The 18,879-nt window shown below is 52.7% G+C and carries 11 protein-coding genes and 1 tRNA gene; 10 read left to right on the top strand and 2 right to left on the bottom strand.

What is annotated here, in order from left to right; genetic code table 11:
- Positions 1–3: 3 nt before the first annotated feature.
- Entirely contained in the window at positions 4–837 is an 834-nt protein-coding gene (gene larE, locus STSP2_RS11590; RefSeq protein WP_146662828.1) for an ATP-dependent sacrificial sulfur transferase LarE, read from the bottom strand.
- 3 nt (positions 838–840) lie between these two features.
- A tRNA-Thr gene (locus STSP2_RS11585) sits at positions 841–912 on the bottom strand.
- A 424-nt stretch (positions 913–1,336) separates the two neighbouring features.
- Between STSP2_RS11585 and STSP2_RS11580 the strand changes: the two genes are divergently transcribed.
- The 10 genes from STSP2_RS11580 (at position 1,337) to STSP2_RS11535 (ending at position 18,706) form a co-directional block, all read left to right on the top strand.
- The gene (locus tag STSP2_RS11580; RefSeq protein ID WP_169853177.1) at positions 1,337–1,867 is read left to right on the top strand and encodes a sigma-70 family RNA polymerase sigma factor; all 531 of its coding nucleotides are present in this window, start codon (positions 1,337–1,339) and stop codon (positions 1,865–1,867) included.
- Complete coding sequence (locus STSP2_RS11575) at positions 1,864–3,594, top strand: FecR family protein (protein ID WP_146662824.1); 1,731 nt, start codon at positions 1,864–1,866, stop codon at positions 3,592–3,594. Before STSP2_RS11580 ends, STSP2_RS11575 begins: the two co-directional genes overlap by 4 nt.
- 15 nt (positions 3,595–3,609) lie before the next feature.
- Positions 3,610–4,455 carry a type II secretion system protein gene (locus tag STSP2_RS17935; RefSeq protein ID WP_146662822.1) on the top strand — a complete coding sequence of 282 codons (846 nt, stop codon included), beginning with the start codon at positions 3,610–3,612 and terminating at the stop codon, positions 4,453–4,455.
- An 88-nt stretch (positions 4,456–4,543) separates the two neighbouring features.
- A complete protein-coding gene (locus STSP2_RS11565) occupies positions 4,544–6,667 on the top strand; it encodes a LamG-like jellyroll fold domain-containing protein (protein ID WP_146662820.1) in 2,124 nt (707 codons plus the stop codon).
- A 103-nt stretch (positions 6,668–6,770) separates the two neighbouring features.
- Positions 6,771–7,481: a PEP-CTERM sorting domain-containing protein gene (locus tag STSP2_RS11560; RefSeq protein WP_146662818.1), complete on the top strand. Its 711-nt coding sequence runs from the start codon at positions 6,771–6,773 to the stop codon at positions 7,479–7,481.
- Positions 7,482–7,588: 107 nt separating this feature from the next.
- Entirely contained in the window at positions 7,589–9,622 is a 2,034-nt protein-coding gene (locus STSP2_RS11555) for an alpha-amylase family glycosyl hydrolase (protein WP_146662816.1), read from the top strand.
- A gap of 24 nt (positions 9,623–9,646) precedes the next feature.
- A complete protein-coding gene (locus tag STSP2_RS11550; RefSeq protein ID WP_146662814.1) occupies positions 9,647–12,004 on the top strand; it encodes a glycoside hydrolase family 66 protein in 2,358 nt (785 codons plus the stop codon).
- A 124-nt stretch (positions 12,005–12,128) separates the two neighbouring features.
- Complete coding sequence (locus STSP2_RS11545; protein WP_146662812.1) at positions 12,129–14,621, top strand: alpha-L-rhamnosidase-related protein; 2,493 nt, start codon at positions 12,129–12,131, stop codon at positions 14,619–14,621.
- Between the two features lie 51 nt (positions 14,622–14,672).
- The gene (locus STSP2_RS11540) at positions 14,673–15,686 is read left to right on the top strand and encodes an IS5 family transposase (RefSeq protein ID WP_146662810.1); all 1,014 of its coding nucleotides are present in this window, start codon (positions 14,673–14,675) and stop codon (positions 15,684–15,686) included.
- 197 nt (positions 15,687–15,883) lie between these two features.
- Positions 15,884–18,706 (top strand): TIM-barrel domain-containing protein, encoded by a 2,823-nt coding sequence (locus tag STSP2_RS11535; protein WP_205847883.1) that lies wholly within the window; start codon positions 15,884–15,886, stop codon positions 18,704–18,706.
- Positions 18,707–18,879 lie beyond the last annotated feature (173 nt).

Here is an 18,879-nt window from a genome sequence, read left to right as displayed (position 1 = left end):
AAGTTACAGACTCTTGCGTTTCTCTTCTTCACTAAGCATCACGTTCAGCGAGCCGCTCTTGAACCCCGACAGATCGACCGAGACAAACTTGAACCCGATCTCCTTGAGTTTGGCCGCGATCTTCTCGCGCATCTCATCGGACGCGATTTTGCTGACCTCATTGCCCGGCACCTCGATCCTTGCCAGATCCCCGTGATGTCTCACCCGGCACTCGGCAAACCCCAGCTCGTGCAGAAACTCTTCCGCACGCTCCACCTTGCCAAGCTTCTCGGCGGTTATCTGCATGCCGTAGCTGATCCGTGACGCCAGGCAGGGCGATGCCGGCATTTCCGCAGTCGGCAGACCGAACCGCTTGCTCAGTTCGCGAATTTCCGGCTTCGTAAGCTCGGCCTCCATTAATGGAGCGTGTACATTGAACGCTTTCGCCGCCCGATTGCCGGGCCGATAATCATCCATGTCATCAAGATTGCTGCCGCACGCCACATGCTCGAACCCTTCATCCTTCGCAACACCCCAGAGTAGCTTGTAAAGATGGCTCTTGCAGTGAAAACAACGATCCGCCTTGTTGGCCTTGTAATCCGGATCGTTGAGCTCATGCGCTGTAACCTCCCGCACTCGCGCACCCATAGACGCAGCCATGTCCAGCGCCTGTTTGTGCTGTGCCTCAGGAAGCGAAGGACTCACGCCGATACACGCAAGAACATCGTCGGGACCGACCGCCTCGACAGCCGCCCGAAGGAGGAATGTGCTGTCCACCCCGCCTGAATAAGCAACCAGGACCCTATCCAGTGCCCTTATGTTATCCAGGAGTATTGAATACTTTTTATCTATACCCATAAAAGCCGATGGAGGGAATCGAACCCTCAACCTCAGCTTTACGAAAGCTGTGCTCTACCGTTGAGCTACATCGGCGTAATCGCCACAAGTCTGCGTATCTTACAAAATCCCGCCCGAAAGTAAACTGGAAAATCAAGTTTTTAAGTGGTGCAAAATTGGGTCGACACTATGACTTATACCATTGATTTGTCAGGTAAATGCTTCCTTGCGCTGTTGTAAAACCTAATGAAAGAAAATACGGACATTGCTAGGCCAGTTATGCGGTGCAACGGTCTACGCTCTTTCATTAGATGTGCCGAATTTGTATAATAGTGTTTTGGTTGGTTTTCAACAGGGTGGCCATCGATGCTGACTTGGTTTTTATAGCAAAATATTCATTTTTCATGTCAGAATCCGAGCTTCGGCTCTAATTAGTTACGTCAAGGGTGGACAGTAATGGTCTTAGCCAGCATGGATATGCCGGCTTGCTGCCGATTTATTGAGTGAAAAGGGTAGTGAAGTGGCTGCAAAAGAACCAAAAAGCAAGCAGTTTTTCCGGCTGTACACCGCGGCCCAGAGCAGAATATATGCATTTTTGCTGTCCCTGGTTCACAATCACAGCGATGCTGAGGATCTGCTTCAGGAGACCGCGAGCATATTATGGGAAAATTTTGACCAGTTCGACCGCACCAAAAGTTTCAGTGCCTGGGCGATCGGAATTGCACGGAACAAGGCATTTGACTTCCTCAAATCCAAAAAAGCGTCCCGGCCGCTCTTTAATGAACAATTCTATCGTGATATTTCCAGAATTGCTGAGCAGGAGTCCGAATCAGCTCCCGAACGCCTCAAGGCCCTTCGTCAGTGCATGAAAAAGATGTCCCCATCCAACCAGAAGCTTATCAATCTCAGGTTTGAACAAGGCGTCGGGGTCAAACAGATATCGCAGGCCACCGGCCATTCCGCTGATGCGATCTACAAGAGGATATCACGCATTTACAGTGCACTTGAGAATTGCATCAGCCGTTCACTCGTGAGCAGGGGGCAGATATGACTCAGTTCAAAACTGCCGAAATTAATGAGCTGCTGTTCCGACTGCTGGACAATAACATCAGCGATAACGATTACGCGCGTCTCAAGCAGTGGTTCGATGCCGATCCGAATGCAAAGAAATACTACTGCCGATTCATGGTTGACAACAGCGCGATGGCTCTGAGCACCAATACCACGATTCAGCAAGCAGATACTCCGGACCCGAACGGAGAAACACTTAGCGAAGATTTCTGGCAGCTCATGGCTGAACAGGAGAAGAATGCGCCCGCGATGCAGATTCCAAAAGCAGAGGCCGAGCCTGCTCGAGAACTCATCTACGATGTTAGAAGAGAGCCCGTGGTAAGGTCGATCAATAAAACCGCTGTGGTCGTCGCGGCTGCGTCCCTGCTGGCACTTCTTGCGATGATCCTATTTGTGCAGTTTGCGCCTCCCGCGCCCTACGAGGTCGCGACCATAACCGATTCGGTTGACGCTCGCTGGTCTTCCAGCCTGCCTATCCAGCCCGGTACCCGGCTTTCATCTCGTACTAAACCTATAATTCTCACTGACGGCGTTGTAACTCTTACGACGGATGAAGACGTCAAGGTCGTTCTCGAGGCACCGGCCCAGTTCAGCTTTGTTTCCTATTCCGAGATCGCCCTTGACCGCGGTAAGCTCTTTGCGCATGTCTCGGAGCAGGGCTGTGGATTTTCTGTAGCGACTCCAAACTCGAAGATCGTAGACCTCGGCACTGAGTTTGGAGTGATATGTGATGCGTCCGGCAACACGGAAGTGCATATGTTTGAGGGTAAGGCAAACCTGTTCGCAGGTCAGAAAAGTGAAAACAAGATTTCCGAGTTTCTACTTGGCGGTTCTGCCAAAAAAGTAAGCAGCCATGATTCCCGGGCAAAAGACATTGTTCTGGAAGATGATGTGGTTGTCCGAAGTGTGGATTCAGGCTCAGGTTTTGTATGGAGGGGGCAGTCCGTGAACCTTGCCGACATAGTTGGAGGGGGTAACGGTTTTAATACAGGGCAGATCAACAGGGGCATTGAGCCGACTACCGGCCGTTTTACCCGACGACTCACTACGTCCGAGGTTTACGAAGGATCTACCGAGTATATTCGGGTCCCGGCCAGTCCATACATCGACGGTGTCTTCACGCCGGGAACGCAAGAAGGGTTCGCAAAGGTGTCATCAACCAACATCCAGTCAGAAGCGTTTCCTTTCAAAAAAGCTCAAATGTGGGCGTGGGGCTATATCTGCAATGGTGCCTGGCATGAGGGCTTTGATGTGCCGCGTCACAATCTGGAGCTTGGCGGAGTTGAGCTGGAAGGCAGAAAGAATCCTGCGATCATGATGCATTCCAATCTTGGAATTACGTTCGATCTGGCCGCGATAAGGGACGAGCTGCCCGGTTTGAGAATAAAATCTTTTTCGTCTGTATTCGGCGTTTCCGAGACAGCAAACAAATGGCTGAAAAGCCGCGATTTCAGCACGGTTGATCGTACCCCTGGAGTTGCAGTGCTTTCCGAGGACAGAAGCTCAACCGCTGAGTTCTGGGTGCTGCTCGATGGTAAGAATGTTTTTCACGATAAAACATCTTCAGGCGGAAAGCCGGGAAAAGTTGAACTGCCCATCGACGACAACACCAGGTTCCTGACGATAGCTGTGACGGAAGCGGATGATTCGCACATGTTCGACTGGGCCGCATTTGCCTGGCCCGAACTCAAACTTGAATTGCAATAATCATGGAGAACAGTCATGTCGCGTAACAAAGGTTTTACACTGATCGAACTCCTGGTCGTGATTTCGATCATCGCGCTGCTGCTTGCGATCATGATGCCTGCACTGCAGAAAGTGAAGCTGGTTGCCGAAGAGGTTATCTGCCGTTCGAATCTCAAGCAGTATGGTCTGGCGGGCGAACTTTACCGCCAGGACAACGGCGATAAATTTCCCAATGCGTGGGATTCGGTCTTCAGGTCCCGTGACCCAGCCAGGGGTTGTCAGTGGCACGATGCCAGCAGACATCCCGAGGACAACCCGGAACTGCAGGGCACATTATGGGATTATCTTGGCGGTGGTACGAAGGTACACTATTGCCGAACGTTCGCCCGGTATGCAAAAACCGCTGATGCGCATGTCGGCCACAATGATTCGATTCCGATCGAACCGCTGTTTTGCTACAGCATGAACGCGTTTCTAGGCGGATTCGAAAGCTACAATCCCGCCAGCATGGTGATCAAAAGCTCACAGGTTAGAAGGCCTTCGACCGTGTTTTTCTTTGCCGAAGAGAACGCATGGCCCTATGAGTCTTCGGAAACTGACCCCTATTATCCCTACAATCGTTACCAGCAGACGCTGAATGATAACGCTCTCTGCGGCGGACCTTATCTGCCGTACGATGTTCGGTCATGGGATATTCCACGCGATCAGGTGCCGCCGTATCAGGATGCGTTCGGCAGTTTCCATAAGACCTCGCCGAGTAAACTGAACGACGGCATGGCCAACAGTGTTTTTGTCGACGGCCATGTTGAAATGGTCGAGCCGGACCGCACATGGTACTACACAAAACCGATGGACGGAAAGCCTGCTATAAAGGGCTTGTAGAACACAAATAATGGTATTTTTAATGACGATTTGGTATAATCAAAGCACACAAAAGGGTGAGAAGTTTAATTTCTGAAAGGGCAGTAGGATGAGAAAAGTTTTCTTGGCAGCAGTTCTATTCTGTTTGATTGGCATGGCGTCCCAGTCACATGCCATAACATTGACACAAGATGGAGACCTGTCTGAATGGGTTGGAAACGAGATCAACGATCTGGGAACATTGCCTGCACCGGAAGGTGGCACATACCAGGTGCTGGCGACATGGGACGGCACGGATCTGAATATCGGCATAGACCGCAGTACCACAGGTCGATATCTTGGCGACACAGGCTGGGAAAATGATTCATTTTTCATTGCGATAGATGTTGACGGCGTTGACGGTCAGGGCGCAGAAGCGGACGGTTACGGCCGGGTCACTTTCGACGGCACGAAAAAGCCTGACCTGATCTATTACTATGCTGGCGGCCCAAGTTGGTATGAACGAAGCGGTTGGGATGGGTTGGACATGACATGGGACCTTGGCTGGTCGGACGGCGGTGCATATTACGGAACCAGTGAAGCAAACCCTAATGATGAACTCATAGTCCCACTTTCTACTGACGCGATAAATGAATTCGGCATTGATCTGAGCAGCGTGCCGGAACTCTCGGTCTGGGTGTGGATGACACGTGAGGGCAATGGCTTCGTTGAAGCTTCCTGGCCGATAGGTGCAAGCGGCTATATCGGACAGAATTTCGGCGAACCGCTCAACATCAGAACGCAGGATACCCGCATGGCGATCGCTCACGATCCCACGCCCGCTCAGTATGTCGGGGACGTCGACGGCGATGCTCCTGTGACGCTTTCCTGGGAGGTTGCACAGGTTCCAGGCGGCGGATCCTATGTTGCAGATCCAGCAGTTACGGCTTACGATGTCTATATGGCAGGGCCCTTCGCGTCCGAGCCGAACGCTCTTGCAAATGTCGATTTTACTTATGAAGCAACGGTCAACAGTTCTTCCTGGACCGGTACAGAAGCATCTGTACCAGTCGGACCGCTGGAAAAGAATGCCTTCTACTTCTGGCGTGTCGATGCGGTTGAAGGCACCTCTACAGTCACCGGCGACAAGTGGGGATTCTTTACCGAGCAGACGGTTCCTTCCATTTCAGGGATAACTGCCGCACAGATAGTAGATACAGGCGGAACAGCTAATTTCACAGTAGATGCAACTTCAGTACTTCCTGAGACATACCAGTGGTATAAGGTTGAAGAATCCGGCGATGTTGCTTTGACAGACAGCGGTGACATTTCCGGCGCGACAAGCGCAACACTTTCGATCAGCAACGCTGAACAGGCTGATGAAGGCCAGTACTACTGTGTAGTGGCCAATGATGCGGGAACCGCACAAAGCGGCAATGCTTTACTGGCTATCAAGCGTCTGCTGGCGCACTGGGATTTTGAAGCGGGTAGTTTTGAAAGTATAGTTCCGGGCAGCCCGGACGCCAATACCGTTGGCGACCCCGAGATCGTCGCAGCCGGCAGCATCAACGGTACAGACGCAGCATTCTTCGATGATGAAGTTGATGGCGAAGACATGCTTTATACTGACCCGAACCTGGTATCGTATTTTGACTCTTGCAACTATCAGATGACCGCAGCATGCTGGGTTAAGACGACAACCACAAAAGAATGGGTTCCTTTCGTGAGCAGAAACGGCGAGGGTGCGGGCTGGCAGTTGCGGCTGTACTATTTGGACGGCAGACCCTGCTTCACGACTCGCGGCATCGAAGGCAATTCGGACGGCAGCCAAGGCGATCAAATCATCAATGACGGCCAGTGGCACTATGTAGTGGGCACCTGGGACGGCACAACGAAAAAGCTCTACATCGACGGTACGCTCAGCCTCCATTATGACTGGTATACCGGTGAGGTTATCGAAGGCGACGAAGTAACTGGTGTTATCAGTTCGACAAGCGATCCGGTTGCCGTTGCAGGCCGTGTGCTGGATGGAGAACCACAGATATTCGCTAATTGCCCCGGCACATATGATGACGTCAAGATCTACAACTATGCTCTCGATGCTGCTGCGATAGCGCAGACATACGCGGACATAACGGGTATGGATGTGTGTGTGACCAAGCCGCAGTACGACTTCAACGATGACTGTGCTGTCGATCTTGCTGACCTGAGTATGTTTGCTGCTGAATGGCTGAATGATGGAACCGTGCAGTGATTAATATGAACAAACCCTGGATTGCCCTGGCAGAAAAGTCAGGGTAATCCATATTCTTGTTTTTTGTGAATTATCAAATTGTTAAATTTTTTGAGAGGACGGAATGATGAAAAAAGTATGTGTATGTTTGTTTGCGATCTGCCTTCTGTTCACAGCATCTCAGGTATTGGCTGGCCCGATCACCATTGATGCTGACATGAGTGACTGGACCGGCAGCGGAATTGTTGATCTCGGCACGCAGGCTGCTCCCGCTGAGGGCGAAAGCTACACGCTCAAAGCGACCGCCGATGCGTCGAATGTTTATTTCGGCATGGACCGCAGCACAACTGAGCGTTATCTCGATGACATAGGCTGGGACACAGATTCCTTCTTTATGGCATTTGATGTTGACGGCGTCGCCGGCAGCGGTGCCATCTCGGACGGTTACGGCCGTGTAAACTTCGGAGGTACATATCTTCCTGATTTCTTCATCTATTTCGCAGGTGGGCCTCACTGGTATGAAACTTCATCCTGGAACGGTTCCGGCATGGACTGGCTTGGTTGGACCCAGGACGGCGCAGTCTATGGCAACCCCGGCTGGGGTGACGATGATGAGTTCGCGCTGAATCCTGCTGCGATCGGCGGCGAAGATGATGAATTAAGAGTCTGGGCATGGATGACCCGTGAAGGCAATGGCTGGGTCGAGGCTGCTTGGGGTTTCGAAGCGGGTGATGCACCCACAGCAGGTGACGGTCTTGCCGTGACGGTTCCCGAACCTGCAACAATGGCTCTGCTGGGTCTCGGCTCACTGGCTGTACTCAGGCGTAAAAAGTAAATAGCGTAAGCTTATCTATTAGAATGATCAAGTGCAGGCTCCTGTCGGCCTGGTCGTCGGCAGGAGCATTTTTACAGGCAACGGAATATTAGAAAACAGGTGACCAGATGAAGCGGTTACGCAGTCTGATTTTCTCATATAGCATCTTATTCGTTCTTGCTGGATCGCTCACTGCAGCGGTCCCTTCCAGCCGTCCTGGTGCCGGCGCAGTGCCATATGATAACGGCACGACTTTCCGTGTCTGGGCGCCAAATGCCTCGACCATGCATGTCGCGGGCGAATTCAATTCCTGGAGCGACTCGGCAACTCCGCTTGCCCATGAGGGCAACGGCTGGTGGTCCGCGGATATTTCTTCAGCCAGCCTGGGCGATGAATATCGCTACGTGATAGACGGAACGCTTTGGAAAACCGACCCTCGCGCCCGCGATGTAGTTTCATCTGTGGGCAATGGCGTGATCTATACCAACGACTATAACTGGACACCTTTTACTCCTCCGGCATGGAACGAAATGGTCATCTACGAAATGCATATCGGGTCCTACTACGACACAACTGCTCCGGGGCCGGGTACCTGGGGTGCAGCAACGTCCAGGCTCGATCATATCCAGTCTCTCGGTGTTAACGCTGTCAAGATAATGCCTGTCGCGGAGTTCCCCGGTGAATACTCGATGGGCTATAACCCTGTCAACCTATTCGCGCCGGAAAGTGCGTACGGCCGACCCGATCAGATGAAAATGTTCATCGAGCAGTGCCATCAACGAGGCATCGCGGTCATCATAGATCTCGTCTATAATCATCTCGGCCCGAGTGATCTGGGCGAATCTTTGTGGCAATTTGACGGCTACAGTGCCGAGCCTTATACAGGCGGCATATATTTCTATGAGAACGATAACCGATTTACGCCCTGGGGCGACACACGGCCGAATTATTCTGTGGGTGAAGTACGCTCGTTCATACGTGACAACGTCATGTATTGGCTCGATGAGTACAATCTGGACGGCATTCGCATGGACGGCACGGCTTACATCCGTGAGCGCGGTATAGGTGAGCCTGAGATTCCCGAAGGCTGGACGCTCATGCAGTGGATCAACAACGAGATCGACGCAGCATTTCCTCAGAAGATCAGTATTGCTGAGGATATGCGTGACAATGAATGGATCACAAAATCCACCGGCGAGGGCGGTGCTGGTTTCGATTCACAGTGGGACGCGAGCTTCCATCATAAGATCGTTCCTGCTTTGACTGCCTCCGATGACTCTTCTCGCAATATCTGGGATGTTCGCGATGCCGTCACACATCTCTACAACGGATGGGACACCCAACGCGTCATTTATACCGAGAGCCATGACGAAGTCGGCTCGGCCAGCGGCAAATCCCGCGTGCCCGAACAGATCTGGCCCGGCAATGCCGACAGCTATTATTCCAAAAAACGCTCAACGCTCGGTGCTGCAATGGTATTTACAAGCCCGGGCATCCCGATGATGTTCATGGGCCAGGAATTTCTCGAGGACGGCTCATGGCACGATGATGACCCGCTCGACTGGTCCAAGGATACAACCTTCGCGGGCATCAAGCAGCTTTACAAACGTTTGATACATCTGCGCCGCAATATGTCCGGCAATACTCGCGGTCTGCTCGGTAAAAATGTGAACGTTTTCCACGTAAACAACAGCGCGAAGGTCATCGCCTTCCATCGCTGGCGGGACGGCGGTGTCGGTGATGATGTCATCGTGGTAGCAAACTTTTCATACCAGGGCTTTACGAATTACAACATAGGCATGCCCCGGCCCGGCAGATGGCGCGTCCGCTTCAATAGCGACTGGGACGGTTACGACTCTGAATTCACCAACTGGAACTCTTACGATGCCAATGCCGTCACAGGACCTAAGGACGGACTGCCTTACAACGCAGATGTCGGCGTTGGGCCATATTCTGTAGTCATCCTTTCACAGGGCACAGACCCGGACCTGAGCGGTGAAGGCATTGTCGACTTCAACGACTTCTCCATATTCGCACAGCAATGGCTAAATACGTGCAATACATGGGACGCATGCAGCGGTGCGGATTTCGACATGAGCGGCACGGTTGACATGACTGACCTACGTACATTTGTTTCATACTGGCTCGAGGGTACAAACTAGCTGCATACATGAGGATATTTTGCAATGCATAAGCTGTCAAAACAATTCGTCCTTGAGTTTCTTTTGCTTTTAGCTGTCCTTCCGGCCGTCTCGTGCGCTGCTGCCTCGATCCCAGCCGATCATACCGGCGATCAGAGAGTTAACCTCGCCGACCTACCCTACATACAGACTCCTAATGGCTCAGTAAATACCGAAAGCTTTCGGCGTTTTACGTTCCACTGGCTGATGGACGTCTCAGTATCTTCCGATGCAGCTATTCAGCAGATCTATACCGATCGATCGAGATACCAGCCCGGTCAAAGCAGCACCATAACGGTCAAATGCGCAAACGCTGCCGGCTCCACCTTCACCGGCGAGCTCGGTTTGTACATCACCCGCAATGGCCGTCATGTTGATACACTGAACCAGCCCGTAACAATCGGCGGTTACCGTTCGGTAACCAAAACATTCACCTGGACCGTCCCGGACGACGATTTCCAGGGCTATCTGGTCGAAGCATGGCTCAACAACGGGTCTGTCGCCGTCTCCGCGATCGATGTTTCCAGCGACTGGAAACGCTACCCACGCTACGGCTACATCACCGAGTTCTATTCATCCACACCGACCAGCCGAAACACCGAAATGCTCGATCAGCTCTCCCGCGACTACCATATCAACAGCCTGCAGTACTACGATTGGATGTGGCGTCATGAAAACGTCATCCAGCGCGACAGCTCCGGAAATATCGACTCGCCCTGGACCGACTGGCGCAATGCGAGCATCTCTTTCAACATTCTGCAGGATTCGATCGCCAAAGCAAACGACAGATCCATCGCTCCCATGCCTTACTTCCAGATATACATGGCACTGGATAATTATCAGCAGATTAGCGGCGTAAGCGAGCAATGGGGCATATATTCCGACACGAACCATAACAACCAGTACAGCCATGACGCTGGCGTGAACATGTGGCTCTTCAACCCCGCCAACATGAACTGGCAGGACCACCTCTGCGGTGAATACACCGACGCCCTGACCTCGATGAACTGGTCTGGCCTGCACATCGACCAACTGGGCGATATCGGCGGCGGTAACTATTACGACTACTGGGGCAACAGCGTAAACATGGAATGGGCGCTCAAGTCAATGCTGGATCGCTCGAAAGATCACCTGGACTACCTCGAAACGACAAACCCTTCAGTCCAGGGACGCGATGCCCTCATCTTCAACATAGTTGATGGCAGCGTAGGCGGCTGGGCGGTCGACGAGGCCCTCGCCAGTAAGACTGACATTATCTACAGTGAGTTGTGGGACAACGATACGTATGGAGGTGTAACCGATTTCATCGAGTACGCCAAGGCCCGGACATCCGGCAAACCCGTCATATTGGCCGCATATATTAACAGGTACGAGAACACCGGCGGATACTTCGACACGGATTCCGTCCTGCTTGCCGATGCTGCTTTCTTCGCATCCGGAGCTTACCACCTCGAACTTGGCGACGGCGAACACATGCTCGCACAGGAGTTCTTCCCCGCCCGCGATAAACTCATCCCAAATGATCTCCGCCCGCGTCTCAAGGACTATTACAACTTCATCACAGCCTACCAGCAGCTACTGTTCGCACCGGACCTTGTCTCCGGCGACGCCGGACTGCAATGGATATCCACGCCCGGTTACAACCTCTCAGGCGACGCTGCCGGCAATACGATATGGTTCCTCAACCGACGAACCGCAGACGCTGAAATATATCACCTGATCAACCTGCTTGGTAACGACAACCAATGGCGAAACGTCGCCAACACCCCGCCTCTCCGCAACAACGTGACAGCTAAGCTCCGCCTCGGGCCAAACGTCTATATCAGCGGCATCTATCTCGCCAGCCCGGATATCGATCACGGTATCATGCAGCCCCTGTCCTACATCGAATCCGCGGACCCACAGGGCGATTACGTCTCCCTGACTCTGCCCTCACTCGAATACTGGGACATGATCTATGTTGATCGTACCATCGTTGCACCAGCCTACAACCGCTACCAGGCCGAACTGGCAAATAAATGGAACGTCGGAGTCAACACGAATCACGCAGGCTATACAGGTTCGGGTTTTGTCGATCAATACGCCGAGACGCACGACAGCGTGAATTTCTATATTACGATTCCTCAGGACGGCAGTTACAACCTGAACTTCCGCTACGGCAACGGCGGTTCCAATGCTTCCCGCAGTGTCATCATCGACGGTGATATTCAGGGCGATGTCCAATTCACGCATACCGGCAGTTGGGGCACATGGTCAACCTCTTCAAAGCAGGTCCATCTGTCCGCAGGCGTTCACCAGGTCACACTTTACTACGGACCCTGGAACAGCGGGGCGATAAACCTCGATTATCTGCAAATACAATAGAACACAAGCGACAGTATCGAATTCAAGGAAGATGCCGATGACGAAAACGACTTACAAATATCGAATCACAGCTCTTTCATTTGTGTTATGCTTCACCGTGTTCATTAGTTCCGTACAAGCCCAAATGACTGCTGACAAATATACCGACGGCCGGGACACTGCCACTCTCCGGCAGGCCGCGGCCACAAAAACGTATACACTTACGACCACTGCCGACCTCCGCGATAATCAGCCCGCCGACAAAACCCGCACATTCTCGGAATATCCTGACTATCCTACGATCCGCACGGGCAATGAGCTTTTCGATGCCCTGTATGCTCTCACATTGGACGACGCCCGATTGAACGCCGTCAGCCAGATCCGCGACGGCAATTTCGACGTAACCGAGGAAATGAACCGTCCCTATTTCCAGACCGGCGAGAAATGGACCTATGTCTGGACGCGGGACATTGCATATTCCGTTGATCTTGGCCTGGCCTCGCTCGACCCGCAGCGATGCATGAATTCGCTGCTGTTCAAGACCACCCGGTACAAGCCCGGCATTGACGGCCGCTATCCTCGACAGATTGTACAGGACACCGGCTCAGGCGGCAGCTATCCGGTCTCGACGGACCGCGTAGTATGGGCCATAGGTGCATGGGAGCTGCTGAAATACCTCGACGGCCCGGAACGCGATGAGTTTCTCGAAGATTGCTGGCAGATAATGCGCGACACCATCGAGCATGACCGCCAAGTCATTTACGATCCCGCTGACGGGCTGTACCTAGGCGAACAGTCCTTCCTCGACTGGCGTGAGCAGTCTTACCCCGGCTGGACCAGTGACAACGTCCTGGCGATCGCTGAATCCAAGGCCCTCTCTACCAATGTCGGCCATTATATCATCATCAAAACAGCCTCGCGCATCGCGGACCTGAAGGGCCTGACCGACCAGAGCAAACAATATGCTCGTTGGGCCCAAAACCTCAAAACAGCCATAAACAAAGAGTTCTACATAGAATCAGCGGGGATGTACTCCTCGACGATCCTGGACGGCGTTACCAAGATCAGGACCAATCGCTTCGATGCCCTCGGCGAATCACTGGCTATCCTCAGCGGTGTCGCTGACCAGTCTCGTGCCGAAAAGATAATCGCAAACTACCCGCTGTCGGAGTTCGGCCCGCCCGTAGTCTGGCCCCAGGAGCAGACGGTCCCTATATATCACAACCATGCATACTGGCCCTTCGTCACATCCTACTGGCTCAGAGCCGCCAAACAGGTTCAAAATGCCCCAGCCGTCAACCACGCAATCAAGTCACTAGTCCGCGGCACGTCGCTGAACCTTTCAAACATGGAAAACTTCGATTTCGTAACAGGCAAACCCTACGCCAAGGTCAACAACCTGAGCGGTCCGGTCATCAACTCACGCCGACAGCTCTGGTCCGTCGCGGGCTATATGTCAATGGTGCAGGACGTAGTCTTCGGCCTCGAAACCAGCTATGACGGCATCCGCTTCCTGCCGTGCATAACCTCTGCAATGCACCGCGAATACTTTAATGGGAGCACGGTTCTCACCCTTCGCAATTTCGCCTGTCGTGGCAAGAACATAGAGGTAAGCATTCACTTACCCGCCGACCCCTTCGCAAACGCGGGCATCTATAATATTCACAAGCTCACTCTCAACGACCGCTCGATCACAGACGAATTTGTCCCCGCAGACACTCTCGATCGCAGTAGCCACTGGCAAATATGGCTTTCCGCACCCACCGACAGCGATCCCGGCAGTATTAATCTACTCCAGGATCTCGGTCGTCGAAAAATCTTCGGCCCCAAACAACCCAAGTGGAAATCAATCGGGCAGGGCGGCATCACTCTCCAAAACGGTAAGCTGAAGCTCCATTTCGACCCGAACGGCGAAACGAACGTCCGCTTCAACGTCTACCGTAACGGAGAAGTTTTTGTCTCCAATCTAACTCAAACCACATGGATCGACCCTGATTCTGCTGACTGGCAAGAAAAAAAATACGTCTACGCAGTCGAGTCCGTCTACCCCGATTCGGGCAATCATTCGCACCTGACCCCGTCAAGGTTTTACACATCAGCCGACGGTGTCATAACCATGAAGGCTGCACAAATGCAAAACACAGGCGGCAATCTCGTCAACGACCACCACTTCGAAAACTGGGGCAAGCCCGAACATACCCTTACGGTTCCGCAATTTACGATCCCCGCCACCGGCACCTACATGATCCGCGCAGAATATTCCAATGGCGCAGGCCCAATCAACACCGGCGTCACATGCTCAGTTAAGAAGCTGGAGATATTCAAGGAAGGCAGCTCCAGTCCCATCGCTTCGGACTACCTCGTCATGCCTCACACCGCAGACTGGACACGGTATCTGAATTCCTCTTCATTCAAAGCGGACCTGAAGCAGGGCACCAGGTACACCGTCCGCATAAGCGAAGACGACCTTGCCCGCAACATGAGCTGCTTCGACCACTATGAACCATACCGATCAGCCGGCAACGGCACTGAACCATACAACTACGTCAACATTTCCAATATCCAGTTAATACCCCTTAAGGGTTCCTCTAAAAATCAGTTAGATTCGTGCAATTTATTGCCCTTTTGTTATAATTAGCTCATTGACAATTACATTACGGTTATTCGACTCATAATCAAAGGATTGATCATGATGCAAGTAGGACTTTTCGACTGGCAGACTCGTTTTGAACAACTCGACAACAGCGGCGACCCACTTGTCAAGCTTAATGAAATAGTCGACTGGGAGCAATTTCGCAAAACCCTTGAGATTGTCAGAGATAAAAAACGAAAGTCCAACGCAGGCAGAAAACCCTTTGATGTTATACTCATGTTCAAGATATTGATACTTGATTCCCTGTACAATATATCCGACGATCAGCTCGAATTTCAGATAAGGGATCGTATTTCCTTCATGCGTTTTCTCGGTCTGGGTATTGGCGACAGAGTGCCTGATGCAAAGACCATATGGCTTTTCAGAGAACAGCTCACCGAAGCCGGCCTTGTCGAAAACCTTTTTACTCAGTTCGACGAGTTTCTGCGTAAAAACGGCTTTTCTGCCAAAAAAGGCCAGATCGTGGATGCCAGTATTGTAGCGGTTCCAAAGCAGCGTAACACCAGAGATGAGAATAAATCCATCAAGAACGGCGAGGTTCCCGAAAACTGGAGCGATACCAAGAAACGCCAGAAAGACACCGATGCACGCTGGGTGCAGAAGAACGGCGTAAACTACTATGGCTATAAGAACCATATTGATATTGATGTTAAGCACAAGTTTATTCGCAGCTGTGAAGTAACGCCTGCCTCTGTTCATGACAGCAATGTCTTTGAAGACTTGCTTGATGCAAACAACAGCAGCAAGGATGTATGGGCCGATTCTGCCTACGGCTCGACGGAAAAACGGGATAACATTAAAGAAGAAGGCTACCGCGGCCATATTCAACGAAAAGGCTGTCGTTATAAAAAACTGACTCAGCGTCAGATAGAAGCTAATTATAAACGTTCGAAAACTCGCAGCCGAGTTGAGCATGTCTTCGGCATACAGAAGATGCGGGCGGGCAACTTGATCATTCGAACTATAGGAATAGCCAGGGCCAAGACGAAAATTTGTATGCGAAACCTTGCGTATAATATAGACAGATACTGCCTGCTGGCTCGACTTTAGCCGCCAACGGTGCGGCACTACGGCCGCAAAGCCAGTCGGTGCCGCTTGACGCCAGTACTGAATGCCGTCATATTGAGACAAATAATCGTAATTGTGCAACAGTGAGTTCAATTTTAACTCAAAATATTGTTAATTTAATACGTGAGCCGCTAATCTTGATTTTTAGAGGTGGCCTTAAGCTTTAGACAGGTGTTGCGATGCTGCTTAATAAATCTAGAATAATTACCACTGCCCTTATTCTATTCGTTCTGCTTCTCCCGGCCTCAGCCCCTGCGGACATCCTGTTCACCGAGAGCTTTTCGGATCCAGCCGCTTACCATGACGCAGAGAATATCAGCATCCTGCCAGGCAGTCTCAACGCTAAATTCCACCGGGAAACAGGCGACCGGATCCGCATCCAGGATCGTACTCATGGCGTCACCTACAAGCTGGACAAGGCCATCCCGTCTGATCCGCAGCCTGATGATCTGTACATAAGCTTCTGCTATCGTGTGCTTTCAGACAGTACAAAGGATAAATTCTCGGGACTCGTTCTTTACAATAACGGCAGCGAAGTCTTCGGCCTGGGCAACGACTACGTCTCACAGAACTACAGCTTCTGGACCTCCGACGGCCAGGGCATTCCTATCGGCGAAATTCCGATTCCGGTCGACAAGCAGGTTCACCAGATCGTTCTGCGAATAACCGCAAATCCTGACGGCCCCGAGCGGATCAAGGTTGGTCTCGACCCCTTCTGCCGACGCAGCGAATCCCGCCAGCCCTCACACATCTGGACCGAATACGAAACAGAGCTTGCCTTCGATGAACTCCGTCTACGCTCCGGCAACGAAAACAGTGTCTGTGAGTTCGACGAAATTCGCATCGGAACCGACTGGACTTCTGTTACTCTCGCAGATAACAACCCGGGCGAATACATCTCGAAGCTCACCCAGCAAATGGCCGCTCCCCAAACCGCCAACCGCATCGGCACCAGCGTTGCCCGTTTCTGGCCGGACAAGCCTGTGGGTTACTATTCCTTTGCACTCAACAAAAAACGGCCGCCCCAGGGCCCGGTCCCGTCAGGCTGGAAGCTCGAGCCAAACTTTGGCACGCTTGACGACAAGCAATACGTCTATGTTTCTATACCTGCCGAAGTCGATCTCTACGGCACAGGCGAAGTCACCGGCTCGCTCATGCGTAATGGCAAGAAGATCACGCTTTTTAACAAAGACAATTACGGCTACGGTGAGCCTGACCAGCTCTACCAGTCTCACCCGTGGGTCTTCGGTGTCCGCCCTGACGGTTCAGCATTCGGCATAGTATTCGACTGCACCTGGAAGTCACAGCTAGACCTCCGCGCAGGCATCCTCTTCACGACAACCGCCGTCGCACCCGACTTCCCGGTAATCGTGATCGAAGCAGACTCACCCCAGCAGCTCATGCACAAACTCGCAGACCTCACGGGCACCATGCCCATGCCTCCCCGCTGGGCTCTCGGCTACCAGCAGTGCCGCTACTCATACTTTCCCGACGCACGTGTCCGCGAGGTGGCCGACACCTTCCGCGCCAAACAGATCCCCTGCGACGTGATATGGTTCGATATCGATTACATGGACGGTTTTCGCGTCTTCACCTTCGACCCCAACCACTTCCCTGATCCCGCCGCAACTAACGAATATATCCACAACCAGGGCTTCAAAAGCGTCTGGATGATCGACCCCGGAGTGAAGCACGACCCCGGCTACTCCATTTACGACAGCGGCACCGAAGCCGACGTCTGGGTCAAAACCGCAGTCGGTGATACGTACATCGGTCCTGTCTGGCCCGGTGACTGTGTCTTCCCTGACTTCACCTCCCCAGCCGTTCGCGACTGGTGGGCCGACCTCTACAAGCCCTTCCTCGCGCACGGCATAGACGGCGTCTGGAACGACATGAACGAACCCGCCGTCTTCAACGACAAGACAAACGGAACCATGCCCCTGGATAATCAGCATCGCGGTGGCGGCGAGCTCGCCCCTGGCCTGCATATCCGGTACCACAACGTCTACGGCATGCTGATGGTCAAAGCATCCCGCCGGGGCATCAAAGATGCTCGCCCAGACAAACGGCCGTTCGTTCTCTCCCGGGCCAACTTCCTCGGCGGACACCGCTACGCAGCGACCTGGACAGGCGACAATAACGCAACCCGCAAACACATGGAATTGTCCATCCCAATGTCCCTCAACCTCAGCCTCTCCGGCCAGCCATTCAACGGCCCCGACATCGGCGGCTTTGTCGGTGATGCAACTCCCGAGCTCTGGGCTCATTGGATATCTGCAGGGGCATTCTATCCCTTCAGCCGTGCCCATTCAGCCAAGGATACCGCAGATCAGGAACCCTGGTCCTTCGGCCCTGAAACTGAAAAGGCGGCCCGCACGGCCCTGCAGCGACGCTACCGACTCATGCCCTATATCTACACAGCCTTCCGCAAAGCTCACAAGACCGGCTCCCCGGTTATGCAGCCGCTCTTCTTCGCCGATCCCTCAGATTTGTCACTCCGCAATCAGGACCACGCGTTTCTGATCGGTCCGGACCTGATGGTCGTACCCAAATGGTCCGCTCCAGGCCCAATGCCCAAAGTAGCCTGGCAAACCATTTCACTAGTAGGTGAGGACAGCAGCACCGACCCGTACCAGTGCGACCTCAAGGTCCGCCCCGGCTCGATCATCCCCCTCGGCCCAGTCGTTCAGACGACCGAACAGATAAACCGAAGCCTGCCGCTCTCACTTATCGTAGTCCTCGACCAACAGGGCAAAGCCTCCGGCATGCTCTACGAAGACGCCGGCGATGGTTACGGTTATCAGAAGGGCCAATTCTGCCTTTCGATATTTGCCGCCCACAGGCAGGGCAGTGAAGTCATCGTCCAGTGCACAGATCAGCAGGGCGATTGGGCAGCACAAAAACGCTTGGTATCCGTCAAAGTCGTAGATGCGAACGGTACACACCACGGCTTTGGCGATATCGTCTCAGGCGTAAAAGTTTCCCCGGACATCGCCCCCTAGGACCGCCGTTCTGCCGCATAAAAATAGGATATCTCCAGCCTACGTGCATATTTAGGCACGTCGCGTACTTTGGACAAAAAAATACCGTCACATCTCCCGATTTTGCTGGATTTTTGTTGCTCGCATCCTATACTCTGCGCATCCTGTGATTGGCGGGTTTCTTACGGTAGCTC

This window comes from Anaerohalosphaera lusitana (assembly GCF_002007645.1).
Taxonomy (GTDB): domain Bacteria; phylum Planctomycetota; class Phycisphaerae; order Sedimentisphaerales; family Anaerohalosphaeraceae; genus Anaerohalosphaera; species Anaerohalosphaera lusitana.
Note: the sequence above shows the minus strand (reverse complement) of the source record. Positions and strands in the feature narration are given on the sequence as shown.